Origin of the sequence: Georgenia wutianyii (genome assembly GCF_006349365.1) — a bacterium.
GTDB classification, from domain to species: Bacteria; Actinomycetota; Actinomycetes; order Actinomycetales; family Actinomycetaceae; genus Oceanitalea; species Oceanitalea wutianyii.
The window spans coordinates 2,436,497-2,455,676 of record NZ_CP040899.1 but is presented as its reverse complement, the minus strand read 5'-3'; the positions used below and the strand labels follow the sequence as shown (position 1 = coordinate 2,455,676).

Sequence of the window (19,180 nt, the reverse complement as noted above, 5' to 3'; positions counted from 1 at the left end):
CTCGATCAGTACGCGAAGGACAGGGTGGGCTCGGGCTGGTCGGCTGTCGGTGGCTCGACCGGCGTCACGCCCTCACGGACGTACCGGCGCATGAGGAGGAACCACACGACCCCGAGGGCGGCGTACAGCAGGGTGAAGATCGTGAGGGAGAGCAGGACCGTGCCCCCGGACACGACGGTCGAGACGCCGTCGGTGGTGAGCAGGAGCACCTGGTCCACCGGGCTGGCCGGGTTGGGGTGGACCACCCACGGCTGACGTCCCATCTCGGTGAAGATCCACCCGAAGCTCGAGGCGAGGAAGGGCATGGGCAGCGCGACGAGGCACAGGCGGGAGAACCAGGTGGAGTCGGTGACCTTGCCCTTGCGCAGCAGCCAGAGCCCGGCGACGGCGAGCGCCGCCGAGAAGACGCCGAGCCCGATCATCAGCCGGAAGCTCCAGAAGGTGACGAAGAGGTTCGGGTAGAACTCGGTGTCCGCGGTGACGCCCGGCAGGTCGCCGTAGAGCTCCATCTGCTGCTCCTGGACGTCCTTGACGCCGGGCAGGTAGGAGTCCGGGCCGGTGAAGCTGCCGGTGCCGAGGAAGGAGGTGAGGAAGGGGACCTCGAGGACGTGGTCGACGTTCTCGCAGTCGTTGCTGCCCGGCAGGCCGACCGACAGCAGCGAGAAGCCGACGCCCTCGCCCCCCTCGCACACCGCCTCGGCAGCGGCCATCTTGCCGGGCTGCTGCTGGTACATGAGCTTGCCCTGGACGTCGCCGGTGCCGATGACGCCGACACCGGCGATGAGCATGGTGACGAGGCCGACGTAGGCGCCGCGCCGCCACACCGACGCGGCCTCCTCACGCTTGCCCGCGCGCACCGTGCGCACGATCCACCAGCCGCAGATGCCGGCGACGAAGGTGCCGGCGACGAGGAAGGCGGCGGTGATCGTGTGGGTGAAGGCGGCGACGAGGGTGTTGTTCGTCATCACCTCGAAGAAGCCCTGGACGCCGTCGAGCTCGGCCCGCCCGGTCTCCTCGTTGAAGACCGCGCCGACCGGGTGCTGCATCCACGAGTTCGCGGCGAGGATCCAGTAGGCGGAGAGCGTCGTGCCCACGGCCACCGCCCAGATGCAGGCGTTGTGCAGCCACTTGGGCAGCTTGCCCTCACCGAAGATCCACAGCCCGAGGAAGGTGGACTCGAGGAAGAACGCCGCGAGGGCCTCGATGGCGAGCGGGGCGCCGAAGATGTCGCCGACGTAGCGGGAGTACTCCGACCAGTTCATGCCGAACTGGAACTCCTGGACGATGCCGGTGGCGACGCCGAGGGCGAAGTTGATGAGGAGGAGCTTGCCGAAGAACTTCGTCAGCCGGTGCCACTCGGCCTTGCCGGTGCGCACCCACGCGGTGTGCATGATCGCGACGAGCGTGGAGAGGCCGATCGTCAAGGGGACGAGGATGAAGTGGTAGACGGTCGTGATACCGAACTGCCAGCGGGCGAGGTCGAGCGCTTCCACTGCCATCTCCTCCGTCGTGAACACGTGCCCTTCCGAAGGCACCCCTGTCCACGTTAGGAATGGGGAGAAATCAGGAGTGGGACCTAGGTCCCGACCGCGCGCCAGAGTGTCGCTCGCGCCGCTGATCAGGCGCTGTGCGATACTACGACTGGCCGGTGGACAGGTCCACACCCCGTTCCCCGGCCCGACGACGAAAACAGGTACTCGCCTCGACTTCGCGCCGCCTCACCACCCGGGTGAGTGCGTTGCTGCAGAAGCGGTGAGGGTCTTCGCCGGACGTCCTTCGGGTCCGTCAGGTGGCACCTGCGACGCCGTCGCCGCCCGACCGACGCACACCGCGGAGGTCGGACGTGAACCAACGACTTCCGTCGTCGGCCCCCGCCGGCGACGACTGAACCGGCCGTGGCGCCGATGGTGTGGGCGGTGACCACGGCGAGGGACAAGTCAATGACCACGACACCAGACTCCGAGTCGACCCAGCCGGTGGAGAAGCCCAAGCGACGCCGGGTCACCCGGGCCACGGCGGCACCGACGACGGCGCAGCCGACCGAGGCCCAGCCCGCCGAGACGCAGCCCGCCCAGGCCCAGCCCACCGACGGCCAGGCCACCGAGACCAAGGCCGCCCCGCGCAAGCGCGCGCCCCGCAAGACGGCGCCGAAGCCGGCCGCCGAGACCCCGGCCGCCGAGACGCCGGCTGCCGACAGCCCGGCCGCCGACGCGCCGGCTGCGGACGCCGCCGTGCAGACCGACGTGCCCGCTCCCGCGCGCAAGCGCGCTCCCCGGACCCGCAAGCCGGCCGCCGCCGAGGCGACCCCCGAGCAGGCCCCGGCAGCCGCCGAGGAGAGCCCGGCAGCCGCCGAGGCCCCGGCCGCCCGCAAGCCGCGGACGCGCAGGGCCGCCGCCCCGGCGCAGGCGCCCGCCGACACCCCGGCCGAGGAGAGTGCGGAGCCGGCGCCGAAGCGCGCCGCGACCACCCGCCGCCGTACGACCAAGCCCGTCGCCGCTGCCGACGCGCCCGAGGCGCCCGCCGCCGAGGTCACCGAGGCACCCGCCGCCGAGGCGGCCACCGACACTCCGGCCGCTCCCAAGCGCGCGCCGCGCAGCCGCGCCCGCAAGCAGCCCGCCGCCGAGGAGGCGGCGCCCGAGGAGGCCGTGGCCGAGCAGTCGGCCGAGGCCGCCGCCGACGCGCCCGCGACGCGGACGCCCGCCGCCCGACGCAGCCGCGCGAGGAAGCCCGAGGCCGAGGTCGCCGCGGAGGCGCCCGCCACGGACGCCGAGCCGACCGCCGCCGAGGAGACCCCGGCCCCGCGCCGTCGTCGGGCCGCCCGCAGCGCGGAGCAGACGATCGACGTGCTCGCCGAGTTCAGCGCCCCGGGCCAGCTCGCGGAGCAGGCCGAGGAGGACGAGGACGCCGAGGAGGTCGAGGAGGCAGCCGAGGTGCGCCTGCCGGCCACCGCGCTGCTCTTCCAGGCACCGGAGCCGCGGGCCCGCCGCCGGGTGCGCACCGACGCCGGCGCGCCGCGCAAGCGCGCCGCCGCCGCTGATGCCGAGGCACCCGCCGCTGATGCCGAGGCACCCGCCGCTGCTCCCGAGCAGCCGGCCGCGGTGACCGAGGCGGACGAGGAGACGATCGAGGCCCCGGAGGACGCCGAGGCACCGGAGACCACCGACGGTGAGGGGAGCGGCCAGCGCCGTCGCCGTCGCCGCGGTGGCCGTGGCCGCCGCAACCGCGGGGGTGGCCGGGAGGACTCCGCCGAGGAGTCCACCGACGAGTCCACCGACGACGAGGACGAGCAGGACGAGACGGCCGCGCCGGACGTCGAGTCCGAGTCCGAGACCGAGTCCTCCGACGACGAGGGGACCGACGGCGACGACGAGACCGACGACGACGGCTCGGCCTCCAGCCGTCGCCGCCGCCGTCGCCGCCGGAGCGGGTCGAGCGCCCGCGCCGCCGACGACGGCTCGGCGACCTCTCGCGAGGGCCGCGCCGCCCGCGACGAGATCACCGCCCTCAAGGGCTCCACCCGCCTGGAGGCCAAGCGTCAGCGCCGCCGGGAGGGCCGCGACGCGGGCCGCCGCCGCACGACGATCACCGAGGCCGAGTTCCTCGCCCGCCGTGAGGCCGTCGACCGCTCCATGATCGTGCGCGAGCGTGACGGCCGTACCCAGATCGCCGTCCTCGAGGACGGCGTGCTCGTCGAGCACTACGTGGCCCGCGAGACGCAGACCTCGATCGTCGGCAACGTCTACCTCGGCCGCGTGCAGAACGTGCTGCCGAGCATGGAGGCCGCCTTCGTCGACCTCGGCAAGGGCCGCAACGCCGTCCTGTACGCCGGTGAGGTCAACTGGGACGCGGTCGGCATGTCCGGCCAGCCCCGCCGCATCGAGCAGGCGCTGAGCCCCGGCGACCCCGTGCTCGTCCAGGTCACCAAGGACCCGATCGGGCACAAGGGCGCGCGCCTCACCGCGCAGGTCACCCTCGCCGGGCGCTTCCTCGTCCTCGTGCCCTCCGGCGCGATGACCGGCATCTCCCGCAAGCTGCCCGAGAACGAGCGCACCCGGCTCAAGAAGATCCTCAAGCAGGTCGTGCCCGAGGGCTCCGGCGTCATCGTGCGCACGGCGGCCGAGGGTGCGAGTGAGGAGCAGCTGCGCGCCGACGTCGAGCGCCTCACCGCGCTGTGGGAGGACATCCAGGCCAAGGCGAAGGCAGCGAAGAGCGCCCCGGTGCTCCTCAAGGGCGAGCCCGAGCTCGCCGTGCGCGTGGTCCGCGACGTCTTCAACGAGGACTTCGGCTCGCTCGTCGTCTCCGGTGACGGGGCGTGGCAGACGATCTCCTCCTACGTCCGCGAGCTGTCCCCGGACCTCGTGGACCGGATGCACCACTGGACCCACCGCGCCGACGTCTTCGCCGAGTACCGCATCGACGAGCAGCTGGCCAAGGGCATGGACCGCAAGGTCTACCTGCCCTCCGGCGGGTCGCTCGTCATCGACCGCACCGAGGCGATGACGGTCGTCGACGTCAACACCGGCAAGTTCACCGGCTCGGGCGGCACGCTCGAGGAGACGGTGACGAAGAACAACCTCGAGGCCGCCGAGGAGATCGTCCGCCAGCTCCGGCTGCGCGACATCGGCGGCATCATCGTCATCGACTTCATCGACATGGTCCTCGAGTCCAACCGGGACCTCGTGCTCCGTCGCCTCGTCGAGTGTCTCGGCCGCGACCGCACGCGTCACCAGGTCGCCGAGGTCACCTCCCTCGGGCTCGTCCAGATGACCCGCAAGCGGGTGGGCCAGGGCCTCGTCGAGGCGTTCAGCGAGCCGTGCGAGCACTGTGGCGGCCGCGGGTTCATCGTCCACGACCACCCGGTGGAGAAGGGCGGCTCCGGCGGCGACAACGGGGGCGACGGCGGCAGCCGGCGACGCCGCGGACGCGGAGGACGTTCCGCGGAGACCGCCGAGGGTGGGGACGAGCAGGAGTCGCAGGCCGCCCGCGAGGCGGTCAAGGCCACGCTCGCGACCATCGCGGCCGCAGCGGCCCAGGCCCACTCGGACAAGCCCGCCCACCGGACGGCGTACGCCGAGCCCGAGCAGGAGCCCGAGACCGGGTCCACCCCCGACGCCGCGCCCGAGCCGGAGCAGGCCTCCGAGCCCGGGGCCACCCCCGAGCCCGAGGCCACCCCCGAGCCCGAGGTCACGCCCGAGCCCGCGCAGGCCGCCCCGGCGCGCGGGTCCAGGCGGGGCTCCGGTGCCCGCGGCGGCAGGCGCGGGACGACGCCCGCGATCGAGCTGCCCGAGCCCGTGCGGGAGACCACGCCCACCGTGGAGCTCCCCGCCGCGGTCGACGCGACCAGCCGGAAGGTCGAGGACGTCAAGGCGAGCCTCGACGCGCTGGCGGCCGCGCTGCCCAACGGACACGGCGAGCCCGCCGCCCCGGCCCCCGCCGAGGCGCAGGTCCAGGTGGAGGCCGACGAGCCCGCCGCCGAGGAGCCGAGCACGGCCGAGCAGCCTGCTGCAGCCGAGCCCGTCGCCGCCGAGCCGGTCGCCGAGCCGGTGCCCGCCGAGGAGCCGGCAGCCGCGCCGGTGCCCTCGGAGGAGCCGGCCGCGGAGGAGCCGCCGGCCGAGCAGCCCTCCACCGGACGCAAGCGGCGCCACCGCCGCGTGACCTCCGGCGGGCCGATCACGGCCTGACCTGCACGGAGAACGCCCGCCCCTCCGGGGGCGGGCGTTTCTCGTGTCCGGGCCCCGGCGCCCGGGCAGGGGCCGTCGCCTCAGGCCGCCGGTGAACCGTCGAGCACGGCCTGGGCCCGGCGCACCGCGGCGTCCACGTCGCGCAGCAGGCACACGGCGTCGGTGCCGAGCGGCTCCTCGGCCAGCCGGTCACGCAGCGCCGCCACCACGCGCAGCTGCGCGTGGGCGTCCGCCAGCGCCGGCAGCAGCCACGCCGGGTGGCAGAAGCCGGGCAGGGCGACGAGGAGTGCCTCCGCGCCGACGACCCGCAGCACCGCGTCCCGGGGCTGGAGCTGACGCTCGGCGTGGAGGAGGGTGAGCTCGTCGTTCGTCAGGCAGTCCTCCGCCTCGGTGTCCAGGTAGGTGAGCAGGTGGGCACGCACCCGCGGCACCCGCGCCCGGATCGCCGGGTGCGCAGCGACCGGCGCCGTGGCGAAGAAGGACGTGAGGAGGTCCTGCGCCGAGACCGGGACCTGCTCGCCGTCGTCCATGACCGCATCGTGCCACCGACCACCGACATCGCCGGGACGGGCGTTCCCGCCTCGCGGGGACCTCCCCGTGAGACTTGGGACCTTCGGTCTGGCGTCGGGCGCCACGCAGGTGGTCTACTTAGGTAATGCTCACCTCACTTCAGGGCCCGACCGACGAGGCGGTCGCCACGCAGGACGTCCCGCTCGACGGGCGTCCCGCGTACCGGCCCTTCGCCGTCGAGGTGGCCGCCGTCCGTGTGCTCGGGCCGAGCTTCCGGCGCGTCACCCTCACCGGCGCGGACCTGCGGTGGTTCGGCACCCACGGCCACGACCAGCGGGTCAAGCTCGTGCTCCCGCTCGAGGACGGCCACCTCACCGACGTCGGCCAGGAGGACGAGGAGACGATCCTCGCGGGCACCTGGTACGAGCGCTGGCGCCAGACCCCGGAGGACCGGCGCAGCCCGTTCCGCACGTACACCGTGCGCGCCGCGCGGCCCGCGAGCCGCGAGGTCGACATCGACATGGTCGTCCACGGCGACGCCGGTCCCGCCTCACGCTGGCTCACCCGGGCCCAGGTCGGCGACCGCGTCGTCCTCGTCGGCCCCGACGCCCGCTCCCGCGACAACGCCGTCGGCTCGGACTGGTCGCCCGGCACCGCCACCGACCTCCTCCTCGCCGGCGACGAGACCGCCGCCCCCGCGATCTGCTCGATCCTCGAGAGCCTGCCGGCCGGCCGCCGTGCCCGCGCGTTCATCGAGGTGCCCGAGGCCGGTGACGTCCTCGACGTCACCCTGCCGCCGGGCGCCCGCCTCACCTGGCTCAGCCGGGAGGGCCGCGCCCACGGCGAGGAGCTCGTCCCCGCCGTCCGCTCCTGGGTCGACTCGCACGCGGCGCTGCTCGGCGGCGCCCGCGCCGTCGAGCGCCAGACCCTCGAGGACGTCGACGTCGACTCCCAGCTCCTGTGGGACTCCCCGGTCCTGCAGATCCAGCCGATCGACAGCTGCGGCCGCGGCGAGCGCTGCGGCTCCGACTTCTACGCCTGGTTCGCCGGCGAGGCCGCCGTCATCAAGACGCTGCGCCGCCTGCTCGTGAGCGAGGTCGGCGTCTGCCGGCGCCGCGTCGCGTTCATGGGCTACTGGCGCCAGGGCCGCGCCGAGGCGCAGTGACCCCGCGCACCACCCGTCGATGACCCAGACCCTCACCACCGACCCCCGACGACGCACCGCCCCCACCCGGCGGCGCGTGCTCGCGCTCGCCGGCGCGGCCGTGCTGCTGCTCCTCGTCGTCGCGGCCAGCCTCGCGCTCGGTGCCCGAGACATCCCGCTCGGCACCGTCGTCGACGCGCTCACCGCACGCGTGCCGGGCGACGCGGACCACAACGTCGTCCTGGACCAGCGGCTGCCGCGCACCGTCGTCGGGCTGCTGGTCGGCTGCGCGCTCGGCCTCGCGGGCACCGTCATGCAGGGCGTCACCCGCAACCCCCTCGCCGACCCCGGCCTGCTCGGCATCAACGCCGGCGCCTCGCTCGCCGTCGTCCTGTCGATCACCGTCCTGGGCATCACCAGCCCGGCCGGGTACGTGTGGTTCGCCTTCGCGGGCGCGGCGGCCGCGATGGTCGTCGTCTACGGCATCGGCTCGATGGGCCGCAGCGGCACGACCCCGGTCAAGCTCGCGCTCGTCGGCACCGCGCTCACCGCGGGCATCACCTCGGTGCTCACGCTCCTGCTCCTGGGCAGCACGACGGCGACGAACACCTACCGCTTCTGGGCGGTCGGCTCCCTCGCGGGCCGGGGGAGCGGCACCGGCGCCGACGTCCTCGTCACGCTCCTGCCCTTCCTCGCCGTGGGCGCCGTCCTCGCCCTGCTCTCCGGACGCGCGCTCAACCTGCTGTCGATGGGGGAGGACCTCGCCCGCGGGCTGGGCCTGGACATCCGCCGCTCGCGGCTCCTCGCCGTGCTCGCCGCCGTCCTCCTCGCCGGAGGGGCGACCGCCCTCGCCGGCCCGGTCGTCTTCGTCGGGCTCGTCGTGCCGCACATCGTCCGCCCGCTCACCGGGCCGGACTACCGCTGGGTGCTCGCCTTCGCCGCCGTCGTCGGTCCTGCGCTCCTCCTCACCGCGGACGTCATCGGCCGGCTCGTCGCCCGCCCGGGTGAGCTGGAGGTCGGCCTCGTCGTCGCCCTCGTCGGCGCGCCCGTGATGGTCGCCATCGTCCGCCGAGCACGGCTGGCCGGGCTATGACGACGATCGCGACCCCCGCCCCCGCCCGCGACGTGCTGCGCACCGTCCGCCACGCGCGGCGGCGCCGCGCGGTCCTCGTGTGCGCCGTGCTCGTCGCCGCGGTGCTCGTGCTGGCCTGGCTCAGTCTCGTGTGGGGCGGCCGCACGGCCGACACCCTCGACTACTTCGCCGGCCTGCTCGGCACCGGCGAGGGCGGCGGGGAGTTCACCATCGGGCGGCTGCGCCTGCCGCGGGTCGTCCTCGCCGTGCTCGTGGGCGCGGCCCTCGGGATCGCCGGCGGGATCTTCCAGTCCGTGCTCGGCAACCCGCTCGCCAGCCCCGACATCCTCGGCGTCAGCGGCGGCGCGAGCCTGGCGGCCGCGTTCGCGATCCTCGGGCTCGGGCTCAGCGGCGCCGCCGTCGGCATCGCCGCCTTCCTCGGGGCCACCGTGGTCGCTGTGGCGATCTACCTGCTCGCCTGGCGCGACGGCGTCACCGGCTTCCGCTTCGTCCTCATCGGCGTCGCGGCCGCGTTCGTCGTCAACGGCGCCATCGGGTACCTCCTCACCCGCGCCGAGGTCAACGACGTGCGCGCCGCGCTCGTGTGGATGGTCGGCAGCATCGGCACGCCCCGGTGGGGCGACGTCGCCGTGCTCGCCGTCGTCATCCTCGTGCTCATCCCGTTCGTCGTCGGCGTCTCCTGGCAGCTGCGGGCCCTCGGGCTCGGGGACGAGGCGGCAGGCGGTCTCGGCGTGCGCGTCGAGCGCGCCCGGCTGCTCGCCCTCGCCCTCGCCGTCGCCCTCACCGCCGGCGCCACCGCCTTCGCCGGTCCGGTCGCGTTCGTCGCCTTCGTCTCCGCGCCGATCGCGCGCCGCCTGCTGCCGAGCGGGGGGACGGTCCTCGGCCCGGCCGCCCTCGTGGGCGCCGTCGTCGTCCTCGCCGCCGAGCTCCTCGCCACGCACCTCGTCCCGTCCCTGGAGGTCCCCGTGGGAATCGTCACCGGCATCGTCGGGGCCGCCTACCTGCTGTGGCTGCTCGCCACCACCGACCGCCGGGAGGCGACCTCATGACCGCCGAGCACGACCTGCGCGCCGTCGGGCTCAGCCTCGCCTACGACGGCCGGAAGGTGGTCACCGGGCTGGACCTCGCGCTGCCGCCCGGCGCCGTCACCGTCATCGTCGGGCCCAACGGCTGTGGCAAGTCGACGCTGCTGCGCGGCCTGGCGCGCCTGCTGCGGCCCGCGGGCGGCGCCGTGCTGCTGGACGGCACCCCGCTCCACAAGCTCCCCTCCCGCGACGTCGCCCGTACCGTCGGCATCCTCCCGCAGAGCCCCACCGCCCCCGAGGGCATCACCGTCGCCGACCTCGTCGGCCGCGGCCGCCACCCCCACCAGGGCTGGTTCCGGCAGTGGGACGCGGCCGACGACGGCGTCGTGGCCGCGGCCCTGGAGGCCACCGGCACCCTCGAGCTCGCCGCGCGCCGCGTCGACGAGCTCTCCGGTGGCCAGCGCCAGCGCGTGTGGATCGCCATGGCGCTGGCCCAGGACCCCGACATCCTCCTGCTGGACGAACCGACGACGTTCCTCGACGTCACCCACCAGCTCGAGGTCCTCGACCTGCTCGCCGACCTCAACCGCGAGCGTGGCACCACGGTGGCGATGGTCCTCCACGACCTCAACCTCGCCGCCCGGTACGCCGACCACCTCGTCGTCATGTGCGACGGCGAGATCACCGCGCTCGGCCCTCCGAGCGAGGTCCTCACCACCGAGCTCGTGGCCGACGCGTTCGCGCTCCGCGCGCGCGTCGTGCCCGACCCGGTGACCGGCTCGCCGATGGTCGTGCCCATCGGCCCGTACGCGAGCCGGCCCCCCACCCGCCTCCCCGGGTGACCCATACCCCTGTCAACCGACCACTTCCCCAAGGAGACCATCCAGTGTCCCGACGTTCCATCCCGGTGGCCCTCACCGCCACCGTGGCCCTCGCCCTCACCGCCTGCGGCAACGCCGAGGAGCCCGCAGGCAGCGAGACCACCGCGACCGCGGAGGCAGTGACGATCGAGCACGCCTTCGGCAGCACCGAGATCCCCGCCGGCGCGACCGACGTCGTCACCCTCGGCTGGGGCTCCACCGAGGCCGCGCTCGCGCTCGGTGTCGTCCCCGTCGGCATCGAGGCGCAGACCTACGCCGTCGACGAGAACGGGCTGCTGCCGTGGGTCAACGAGGCCCTTGCCGAGGTCGAGGCGGAGCCCACGATCCTCCCCGCCACGGTCGAGGAGCCGGCCTACGAGGACATCGACGCGCTCGACCCCGACGTCATCCTCGCGCCCTACTCCGGCATCACCGAGGAGCAGTACGACATCCTCAGCGAGATCGCCCCCACCGTGGTCTACCCCGAGGAGCCGTGGACCACGCCGTGGCGCGACGTCGTCTCGATCGTCGGTGAGTCCCTCGGCATGGACGAGGAGGCCGACGCGCTCGTCGCCGAGCTCGACGCCACCCTCGAGGAGACCGCCGCCGCCCACCCCGAGCTCGACGGCGTCACCGTGGCCGCGATCTGGGACGTCGGCGGCACGTTCTACGTCTACAAGCCGGCCGACTCGCGCGTGGACTTCCTGCTCGACCTCGGCCTGGAGAGCGCGCCGTCCGTCGAGGAGCTCGACACGGGCGGGGAGACCTTCGTCTACTCCCTGTCCTACGAGGAGACCGACAAGCTCGACGCCGACGTCATCGTCAACTACGCGAGCACCGAGGAGGAGATCGAGAACTTCCTCGCCCAGTCCTACGCCCAGGCGATCCCGGCCGTGCAGGACGGTGCCATCGCGAACATCACCGGTGACCAGCTCATCGCCGCGATGTCCCCGCCCACCGCGCTGTCGATCAACTGGGGCCTGGACGAGTACGTCGACGCCATCAGCGCCGCCGTCGACCAGATCGGCTGACCGACTCCCGGTCGTCCCGCCCTTCTCCGCCGAGAGCCGGATCCTGCCCCGCGCAGGGTCCGGCTCTCGCCGTCGCCGGGGGCGTGCCCTCGCACCCACCCCACCTCACCCCCACCCCAGCCCACCCCGCACCCGCCGAGCGCTGGATCGTGCGCGTCAGCCGACCTGGTCGGCGAGTGCAGGATCCAGCGCTCGGTGAGAAGAGGGCGGGGTGGGTGGAGCGGAAGGCCGGGTGCAGGATCCAGCTCTCGGCGGTAGGTCGCGGAGGGTGGGGGGAGGGGAGACGGGGGTCTCGGTGCGGGTGGGTGGGAGCGGGGCTCGGGGCGGGTAGAGTAGGGGCGGCGAGCAGGGCGCGGTGTGCGCGAGAGCACACCCGTTCCGCGGCTCCACCGGGCTTTGCACATTTGCCCGAGCGGGGCGCGGCGCGTACCCTAGAACGTCGGTGCGTCTCGGACGCGCCTCCCTTGTACGCCTTGCGCGTGCCGGCCTGACGGCCGCCGCGCGAGGTCCCGTAACGACAGAGATGAGCAGCAACGTGGTGTACGCGATCGTCAAGGCCGGCGGCCGACAGGAGAAGGTGTCCGTCGGCGACGTCGTCGTCATGAACAGGGTTGGCGGCAAGGTTGGTGAGACCGTCAACCTCACCCCGCTCATGCTCGTGGACGGCGACAAGGTGACCACCGGCGCGGACGACCTGGCCAAGGTCACCGTCACCGCCGAGATCGTCCGCGCCGAGCGCGGCAAGAAGATCACGATCATGAAGTTCAAGAACAAGACCGGCTACCGCAAGCGTCAGGGTCACCGCCAGGAGCTGACCCGCGTCAAGGTCACCGGCATCAAGTAAGGCTCGCGGTCCCACCGGGCCCGGTTCCGCACCCGTTCCCCCCTCACCACGAAAGCAGGTTCGAGATGGCACACAAGAAGGGCGCCAGCTCATCCCGGAACGGCCGCGACTCGAACGCGCAGCGCCTCGGCGTCAAGCGCTTCGGCGGTCAGGTCGTCAACGCCGGCGAGATCATCGTCCGCCAGCGTGGCACCAAGTTCCACCCCGGCGACAACGTCGGCCGCGGCAAGGACGACACCCTGTTCGCCCTCGCCGCCGGCGCCGTCGAGTTCGGCTCCAAGCGCGGGCGCAAGACGGTCAACGTCGTCGCGGCCGAGGCCTGAGCGACACCGCTCCACACGCTTCCGGCGGGGGCGGACGGCACGAGCCGTCCGCCCCCGCTGCCGTATCCGCAACACAGTAGGAGGACAGATGGCCAGCTTCGTCGACCGGGTCGTGCTGCACGTAGCCGGCGGCAACGGCGGCAATGGCGTCGCCTCCGTCCGGCGTGAGAAGTTCAAGCCCCTCGGCGGCCCCGACGGCGGCAACGGCGGCAGGGGCGGGGACGTCATCCTCGAGGTCGACCCGCAGACGACGACGCTGCTCGCCTACCACCACTCCCCGCACCGCCGCGCCACGAACGGCGCCCAGGGTGCAGGGGACCTGCGCAACGGCAAGAACGGGGAGGACCTCGTCCTCGCCGTGCCCGACGGCACCGTCGTCAAGACGAAGGACGGTGAGGTCCTCGCCGACCTCGTCGGGGCCGGCACCCAGTTCGTCGCCGCCGCCGGCGGTCACGGCGGCCTGGGCAACGCCGCCCTCGCCTCCCCGCGCCGCAAGGCTCCCGGCTTCGCGCTCCTCGGTGAGGAGGGGGAGACCACCGAGCTCGTCCTCGAGCTCAAGAGCGTCGCCGACGTCGCGCTCGTCGGCTTCCCCAGCGCGGGCAAGTCGAGCCTCATCGCCGCGATGTCCGCCGCCCGCCCGAAGATCGCGGACTACCCCTTCACCACGCTCGTGCCGAACCTCGGCGTCGTCCAGGCCGGCGACGAGCGCTACACCGTCGCCGACGTGCCCGGCCTCATCCCCGGCGCCAGCCAGGGCAAGGGACTGGGCCTGGACTTCCTGCGCCACATCGAGCGCTGCGCCGTCATCGTCCACGTCCTCGACTGCGCCACCCTCGAGCCCGACCGTGACCCGATCAGCGACCTGGACACCATCGAGGCCGAGCTCTCGGCCTACGCCGAGGACCTCACCGTCGCCGGCCGGCTCCCGCTCGCGCAGCGTCCGCGCGTCGTCGTCCTCAACAAGGTCGACGTCCCCGAGGCCCGTGACCTCGCCGAGCTCGTCCGGCCCGAGATCGAGGCCCGCGGTCTGGAGGTCCACGAGATCTCCGCAGCCAGCCACGAGGGCCTGCGCCCGCTGTCCTTCGCGCTGGCCCGGCTCGTCGCCGAGGCGCGGGCCGCGGCCCCCGCCGCCGAGCCCACGCGCGTCGTCCTGCGGCCCAAGGCGGTCGACGACGCCGGCTTCACCGTGACCGCCCGTCACCGCCACGACGGCGTCTTCTACCAGGTCCGCGGCGCCAAGCCCGAGCGGTGGGTGCGCCAGACCGACTTCGCCAACGACGAGGCGGTCGGCTACCTCGCCGACCGGCTCGCCCGCCTGGGCGTGGAGGACGAGCTGTTCAAGGCGGGCGCGAAGCCCGGCGACGAGGTCGTCATCGGCCCGGTCGAGGGCGGGGTCATCTTCGACTGGGAGCCGACCATGCTCACCGGCGCCGAGCTCCTCGGCCCGCGCGGCAGCGACCAGCGGATCGAGGACGTCGAGTACGCTCCCCGCTCCTCGCGCGCCGAGCGGCGCAAGGGGTACAAGGAGCGGATGGACGCCAAGGCCGCCGCCCGCGAGGAGCTGTGGACCGAGCGGGAGTCCGGACACTGGGCCACTCCCGAGCCCGAGGAGCCGCACGCGGCACAATAGCCCCGTGAATCCCGCGCTCCTCGACCGTTCCGGCATCCCGCGGGCCGGACGGGTCGTCGTGAAGATCGGCTCGTCCTCCCTCACCGGGTCCGACGGCCGGCTCGACCTCGACCGCGTCCGCTGGCTCGCGGCGGTCATCGCCGGGCGCCGCGCCGCCGGGCAGGAGGTCGTCCTCGTGTCCTCCGGCGCGATCGCCGCCGGGATCGCGCCGCTCGGGCTGCCGATGCGCCCGAACGACCTCGCGACCGCGCAGGCGACGGCGTCGGTGGGCCAGGGGATCCTCGTGGCCCGCTACACCGAGGCCTTCGCCCAGCACGGCCGGCGTGTGGGCCAGGTGCTCCTCACCGCCGAGGACCTCATCCGCCGCCAGCACTACCGCAACGCCCAGCGCGCACTCGAGCGGCTGCTCGCCCTCGGCGTCGTGCCCGTCGTCAACGAGAACGACACCGTCGCGACCGACGAGATCCGGTTCGGGGACAACGACCGCCTCGCGGCGCTCGTCGCCCACCTCGTGCGCGCCGACGTCCTCGTCCTGCTCACCGACGTCGACGGCCTGTACGACGGGCCGCCGAGCAGGCCCGGCGCCCGGCGCATCGCGGAGGTGCACGGGCCGGAGGACCTCGCCGGCATCGAGGTGACCGGACGGGGCACGACCATCGGGACCGGTGGCATGGTCACCAAGCTCGAGGCGGCGTCGATCGCGACGAGCGCGGGCGTGCCCGTCGTCCTCACCGCGGCCGCCAACGCCGACCGGGCGCTGGCCGGGGAGCCGGTGGGCACGTGGTTCGCGGCCACCGGGCGGCGCAAGAGCACCCGCCGGCTGTGGCTGGCGCACGCCGCGCGCACCGCGGGCCGGCTCGTGCTCGACGACGGCGCGATCCACGCGATCACCCACGGCAAGCGGTCGCTGCTCGCCGCGGGCGTCGTGGGCGTCGAGGGGGACTTCGAGCCGGGCGACCCGGTCGAGCTCGCCACCACCGGCGGGGTGGTCGTGGCCCGCGGCATCGTCGGGCACAGCGCGGCCGAGGTGGCCCAGATGCAGGGCAGGACCACCGCCCAGCTCCGGGAGGAGGACGGCGCCCCCCATCCCCGTCCCGTCGTCCACCGCGACGACCTCGTCATCGTGCGTCGCTACTGACCCACCCCGCCGCGAGAGAGCTGGACGGCGCGGCACCGGAGCGGCCCCAGGACGAGCGTGCGGCCGAGCCGGTCGCTAGGCGTCCGTCCTGGCCACGGGCTGCCGCAGGATCGTGCGCAGCCGGTCGGCGGCCGTGCGCCGCGCGTCGCTGAGGTAGATCTCGTGGTGCTTGCCGGTCATCCGCAGACCGTGCGAGGGGATGAAGCGGTCGTGCATCTCCTCGAGCACCGGCGCTTCGTCGTCGTAGGACCCGACGTGGAGGGTCTGGACGCACAGGCCCTCGTCGAACGTCTCCAGGCGCACGGCGTCGAGGGCGGGGGCGCCTCCCTTGCGCGCGACCGTCTCGACGGCGGCGCCCAGGTGCTCGCCCGTGATCCACTCGGGGACCATGACCATCATGGTCCAGGACCACCGGGACTTGTCCCGGTCGGTGGTGAACGCGGCCATGTCCGTGGACCACCACAGGCCCTCGAGCGGCATCACCGTGTAGTCGCGGCCGAGCTCGCCCTTGCTGAGGAACTTCAGCGTGTACGCGACGGGGTAGAGCGAGGACAGGGCGTCCTGGTACGCCGTCGAGGTGTTGGGGTCGCCGTGCCCGTCGACCATGAGGAACTGCAGGGCCGGCACGGTGACGACCGAGAACTCACCGCGGCGCGCGGTGTAGGTGGCGATCTCCTTCTTGAGGTCAGCCTTCATGCGTGCGCACGGCCGCGCGGGCTCAGGAGCCCTCGGGCCAGCTCGACGGCGCGTCCGCGCCACCTTCGACGACGTCCTCCTGGGCGCCGGGCAGGGTCGTCCAGTCGTCCTTCGGCCGGTAGCCGAGCTCGAGCATCGTGTTGGTGAGGTCCCAGCGCCGGTTGGGGTTGTCGGAGATGGCGTAGTAGACGCCGTAGGGGACGTCCGCCTCGATGGCGCGGCGCACGACGTGCTCGGTGTCGTCCGGGCTCAGCCACATCGCGCGCAGGATGTCGTCCTGCGCCTCCAGCGGGTCCTCGGTGTACCAGCCGATGCGCAGGGCGATGAACTCGATGCCGTGCTCGTCGTGGTAGAACCGCCCGAGCGTCTCCCCGAACACCTTCGACACCCCGTACAGCGAGTCGGGGCGGGGCAGGTGGTGGGGGTAGACGGGCCACTCACCGAGCCGGTCGTACATGCCCATCGCGTGGTTGGACGAGGCGAAGACGAACCGCCGCACGCCGGCCTCACGCGCCGCCTCGAGCACGTTGCGCAGCCCCACGATGTTCGCGGTGAGGACCGCGTCCCACTCCGACTCCGGTGACGCCGACCCGGCGAGGTGGACGACGACGTCGACTCCGTCCATGAGCTCTCGCACCTCGTCGTAGTCGTCGAGGTCGGCCCGGTGCATGGTCCGTTCCTGGTGCTCGTCCGCCGGCGTCCGGCCGTGGGTCACGACGTCGTAGTCAGAGCCCAGGCGTTCCTCGAGCAGCTGTCCGATGCCGCCGCTCGCGCCGGTGAGAAGCACACGTGTCCGTCGGTCCGTCGAAGTCATCCCCCCATCGTGGGACACCGTGGCGCGGCGCGCCCGTCGTTCAGCGCTCCTCGACGTCCGAGCCGTCCTCCGCGGGATCGGGCACGGCGCACACGCCGTCGACGCACACGCCGGCGTCCTGCTCCCCGAGCGGGACGAGGCCCGGCTGGGGAGGGAAGGGGGAGAGCGGCAGCCCGCTCACCGGGCCTCCACCTGCTCGCTGCGCACCTGCTCGAGCGCCTGGGTGAACACCTCGGGCTGCTGCGCGCCGGAGACGCCGTACTTGCCGCCGATGACGTAGAACGGCACGCCCTGGATCCCGTACTGGCGCGCCTGCGAGATGTCCTGCGCCACGGCGTCGGCGTAGGTGCCGTGCTCCAGGGCGTCGCGCAGCGCGTGGCCGTCGAGCCCGGCCTCGGAGCCGAGCGCGACGAGCTCGTCGACCGAGCCGAGGTGCCGCCCCTCCTGAAAGTACGCCGCGAAGAGCCGCTCGACGAGCTCGAGCTGGCGGCCCTGGGCGCGGGCGGCGTGGAGCGCCTCGTGCGCCAGGAGCGTGCGGGTCTGGCGCACGGCGGCGAAGTCGTAGTCGAGACCGACGTCGGCCGCGATCGTCGTGACCTGGGAGAGCATCTGCTCGACCTGCTCGGGCGCCATGCCCTTGTGGGCGAAGAGGAAGTCGACGACGCTGCCGTCGTAGTCCACCGGGGTGTCGGGGGAGAGCTCGAAGGAGTGGTAGGTGACGGTGACGTCGTCGGCGCCGTCGAAGGCGGCGAGCCCGGCCTCGAACCTGCGCTTGCCGATGTAGCACCAGGGGCAGGCGATGTCGGACCAGACGTCGACGTGGAGGGGTTCGGTCATACCCGGGTGAACCACACCCGACGCCGAAACCTTCCCGGGGGTCAGGCGGACTTCTTGCTCGCCGGCTTCTTGCGGGTGGTCGTCCCCGACTTCTTCGCGGCCGACGCCGCGGGCTTCTTCTCGGTCGAGGAGGAGGCCTTCGCGCCGCCGGAGGCCTTGCGGGGGGAGCGCGAGCCGGAGGACGACGCCGAGGATCCGGAGCCCTTCGCCGAGCTGCCGCCGGACTTCTTCTCCTTGGCCGCGGAGACCGAGCGGCGCAGCGCCTCCATGAGGTCGAGCACCTCGGCCTCCTCGCCCTTCTCCTGCTCGCCGAAGGTCTCCTCGGTGTCGACGGTGTCGCCCTGCTCGAGCTTGGCCTCCACGAGGGTGCGCAGCTGCTCCTGGTACTCGTCGGTGTAGTCGGCGGGCTCGAAGTCCCCGGAGAAGTTCTCCACCAGGGCCGAGGCCATCTCCAGCTCCTTGGCGCTGATCCGCACGCCGGAGTCGAGGCCGGTGAAGTCCGGCTCGCGGACCTCGTCCTCCCACAGCAGCGTCTGGAGCAGCATGACGTCATCGCGCACCCGCAGCGCCCCGAGCTGGGTGCGCTGGCGCAGCGTGAAGGAGACGATGGCGGTGCGGTCGGTCTCCTCGAGCGTGCGGCGCAGCAGCGCGTAGGACTTGGCCGACGTCGAGGCGGGTGCGAGGTAGTAGGTCTTCGACATCATGATCGGGTCGACCTGGTCGCTCGGGACGAACTGGAGGATCTCGATCTCGCGGGAGCGCTCGGTCGGCAGCTCCCCGAGCTCGTCGTCGGTGAGGACCACGGTGCGGTCGCCGTCGTCGTACGCCTTGTCGATCTCGCCCCACTCGACGACCTCGCCGCACACCTCGCAGCGGCGCTGGTAGCGGATGCGCCCGCCGTCCTTGCCGTGGACCTGGTGCATGCGCAGGTCGTGGCTCTCGGTGGCGCTGTAGACGGAGATGGGGACGTTGACGAGGCCGAAGGTGATCGAGCCCTTCCAGATCGCGCGCATACGGGCCTCCTTCCGGGCACGGTCGAGTGGCACTGGCATCCAGTGAAGTGCCCGTACCGTACTCCCGCCAGCGGAAATCCGGAATGCCGGCGCAAACCCTCCCCGCGCGGGTGCGGGTGGCCGTAGGTTGTCCCCGCGCAGTGTCGCGCGCCGGGAGGAGTCCTCGTGGAGATCTGGTTGTGGGTGGTCACGGCCCTGCTGGCCGTCGTGTTCCTCGGGTCGGGCACCTCGAAGCTCGTCAAGTCCCGTCAGGCGCTCTACGACGCCGGGATGACGTACGTCGAGGACGTGCACCCGGCCGCCCTCAAGGGCATCGGCGTGCTCGAGGTGGCGGGCGCGCTCGCCCTCGTCCTGCCGCCGGTGCTCGAGCGTGGCCAGCAGGCGGTGCCGGCCGCCGCCTGGGCGCTCGCCGTCATGATGCTCGTCGCCACGGCGCTCCACGTCCGGCGGCGCGAGCCGTTCGTCGTCCCGCTCGTCGCGGCCGTCGTCGCCGGGACGCTGGCCGTCCTCCATGCCACGGGCTACCCCCTGTAGCGGAGCG

The 19,180-nt window shown here is 73.5% G+C and carries 18 protein-coding genes; 11 read left to right on the top strand and 7 right to left on the bottom strand.

Features of this window, described 5'->3' with window-relative positions; all coding sequences use genetic code 11:
- Positions 1-5: 5 nt before the first annotated feature.
- On the bottom strand, positions 6-1,493 hold the full coding sequence (locus tag FE251_RS10855; protein WP_139072499.1) for a cytochrome ubiquinol oxidase subunit I: 1,488 nt from the start codon (positions 1,491-1,493) through the stop codon (positions 6-8).
- A gap of 447 nt (positions 1,494-1,940) precedes the next feature.
- On the opposite strand from FE251_RS10855, the gene FE251_RS10850 reads away from it, so the two are divergent.
- Positions 1,941-5,681, top strand: coding sequence for an Rne/Rng family ribonuclease (locus FE251_RS10850; protein WP_223147533.1), 3,741 nt, complete (start codon positions 1,941-1,943; stop codon positions 5,679-5,681).
- A gap of 80 nt (positions 5,682-5,761) precedes the next feature.
- Here FE251_RS10850 and FE251_RS10845 read toward each other — a convergent pair whose 3' ends face one another.
- Complete coding sequence (locus FE251_RS10845) at positions 5,762-6,211, bottom strand: hypothetical protein (protein ID WP_139948758.1); 450 nt, start codon at positions 6,209-6,211, stop codon at positions 5,762-5,764.
- Positions 6,212-6,336: 125 nt separating this feature from the next.
- On the opposite strand from FE251_RS10845, the gene FE251_RS10840 reads away from it, so the two are divergent.
- The 9 genes from FE251_RS10840 (at position 6,337) to proB (ending at position 15,279) form a co-directional block, all read left to right on the top strand.
- Positions 6,337-7,356, top strand: a complete 1,020-nt coding sequence (locus tag FE251_RS10840) for a siderophore-interacting protein (RefSeq protein WP_139072496.1) — start codon at positions 6,337-6,339, stop codon at positions 7,354-7,356.
- A gap of 19 nt (positions 7,357-7,375) precedes the next feature.
- Entirely contained in the window at positions 7,376-8,428 is a 1,053-nt protein-coding gene (locus FE251_RS10835; RefSeq protein ID WP_139072495.1) for a FecCD family ABC transporter permease, read from the top strand.
- Positions 8,425-9,477: a FecCD family ABC transporter permease gene (locus FE251_RS10830; protein ID WP_139072494.1), complete on the top strand. Its 1,053-nt coding sequence runs from the start codon at positions 8,425-8,427 to the stop codon at positions 9,475-9,477. The genes FE251_RS10835 and FE251_RS10830 overlap by 4 nt, the downstream gene beginning before the upstream one ends.
- Positions 9,474-10,295 carry an ABC transporter ATP-binding protein gene (locus FE251_RS10825; protein WP_139072493.1) on the top strand — a complete coding sequence of 274 codons (822 nt, stop codon included), beginning with the start codon at positions 9,474-9,476 and terminating at the stop codon, positions 10,293-10,295. The genes FE251_RS10830 and FE251_RS10825 overlap by 4 nt, the downstream gene beginning before the upstream one ends.
- 44 nt (positions 10,296-10,339) lie before the next feature.
- Positions 10,340-11,344: an iron-siderophore ABC transporter substrate-binding protein gene (locus tag FE251_RS10820; RefSeq protein ID WP_139072492.1), complete on the top strand. Its 1,005-nt coding sequence runs from the start codon at positions 10,340-10,342 to the stop codon at positions 11,342-11,344.
- Between the two features lie 535 nt (positions 11,345-11,879).
- Positions 11,880-12,188 carry a 50S ribosomal protein L21 gene (gene rplU, locus FE251_RS10815; RefSeq protein ID WP_176554708.1) on the top strand — a complete coding sequence of 103 codons (309 nt, stop codon included), beginning with the start codon at positions 11,880-11,882 and terminating at the stop codon, positions 12,186-12,188.
- A 65-nt stretch (positions 12,189-12,253) separates the two neighbouring features.
- A complete protein-coding gene (gene rpmA / locus FE251_RS10810; RefSeq protein ID WP_139948757.1) occupies positions 12,254-12,511 on the top strand; it encodes a 50S ribosomal protein L27 in 258 nt (85 codons plus the stop codon).
- 88 nt (positions 12,512-12,599) lie between these two features.
- Positions 12,600-14,141, top strand: a complete 1,542-nt coding sequence (gene obgE, locus FE251_RS10805) for a GTPase ObgE (RefSeq protein ID WP_139072509.1) — start codon at positions 12,600-12,602, stop codon at positions 14,139-14,141.
- 4 nt (positions 14,142-14,145) lie between these two features.
- Complete coding sequence (gene proB, locus FE251_RS10800) at positions 14,146-15,279, top strand: glutamate 5-kinase (protein WP_139072490.1); 1,134 nt, start codon at positions 14,146-14,148, stop codon at positions 15,277-15,279.
- A gap of 75 nt (positions 15,280-15,354) precedes the next feature.
- On the opposite strand, the gene FE251_RS10795 is transcribed toward proB, so the two are convergent.
- From FE251_RS10795 to ku, 5 genes are read right to left on the bottom strand one after another with little or no spacing between them, the layout of a single operon-like run.
- A complete protein-coding gene (locus FE251_RS10795) occupies positions 15,355-15,975 on the bottom strand; it encodes a GyrI-like domain-containing protein (protein WP_139948756.1) in 621 nt (206 codons plus the stop codon).
- Between the two features lie 22 nt (positions 15,976-15,997).
- Positions 15,998-16,789: an NAD-dependent epimerase/dehydratase family protein gene (locus tag FE251_RS10790; protein WP_139072488.1), complete on the bottom strand. Its 792-nt coding sequence runs from the start codon at positions 16,787-16,789 to the stop codon at positions 15,998-16,000.
- 40 nt (positions 16,790-16,829) lie between these two features.
- Entirely contained in the window at positions 16,830-16,970 is a 141-nt protein-coding gene (locus FE251_RS15540) for a hypothetical protein (protein WP_168202709.1), read from the bottom strand.
- Positions 16,967-17,626, bottom strand: a complete 660-nt coding sequence (locus FE251_RS10785; protein ID WP_139948755.1) for a DsbA family oxidoreductase — start codon at positions 17,624-17,626, stop codon at positions 16,967-16,969. Before FE251_RS10785 ends, FE251_RS15540 begins: the two co-directional genes overlap by 4 nt.
- Positions 17,627-17,667: 41 nt before the next feature.
- Positions 17,668-18,639 carry a non-homologous end joining protein Ku gene (ku, locus tag FE251_RS10780; protein ID WP_139948754.1) on the bottom strand — a complete coding sequence of 324 codons (972 nt, stop codon included), beginning with the start codon at positions 18,637-18,639 and terminating at the stop codon, positions 17,668-17,670.
- 165 nt (positions 18,640-18,804) lie between these two features.
- Here ku and FE251_RS10775 point away from each other — a divergent pair, with 165 nt between their 5' ends.
- On the top strand, positions 18,805-19,173 hold the full coding sequence (locus FE251_RS10775) for a DoxX family protein (protein WP_139072485.1): 369 nt from the start codon (positions 18,805-18,807) through the stop codon (positions 19,171-19,173).
- Positions 19,174-19,180 lie beyond the last annotated feature (7 nt).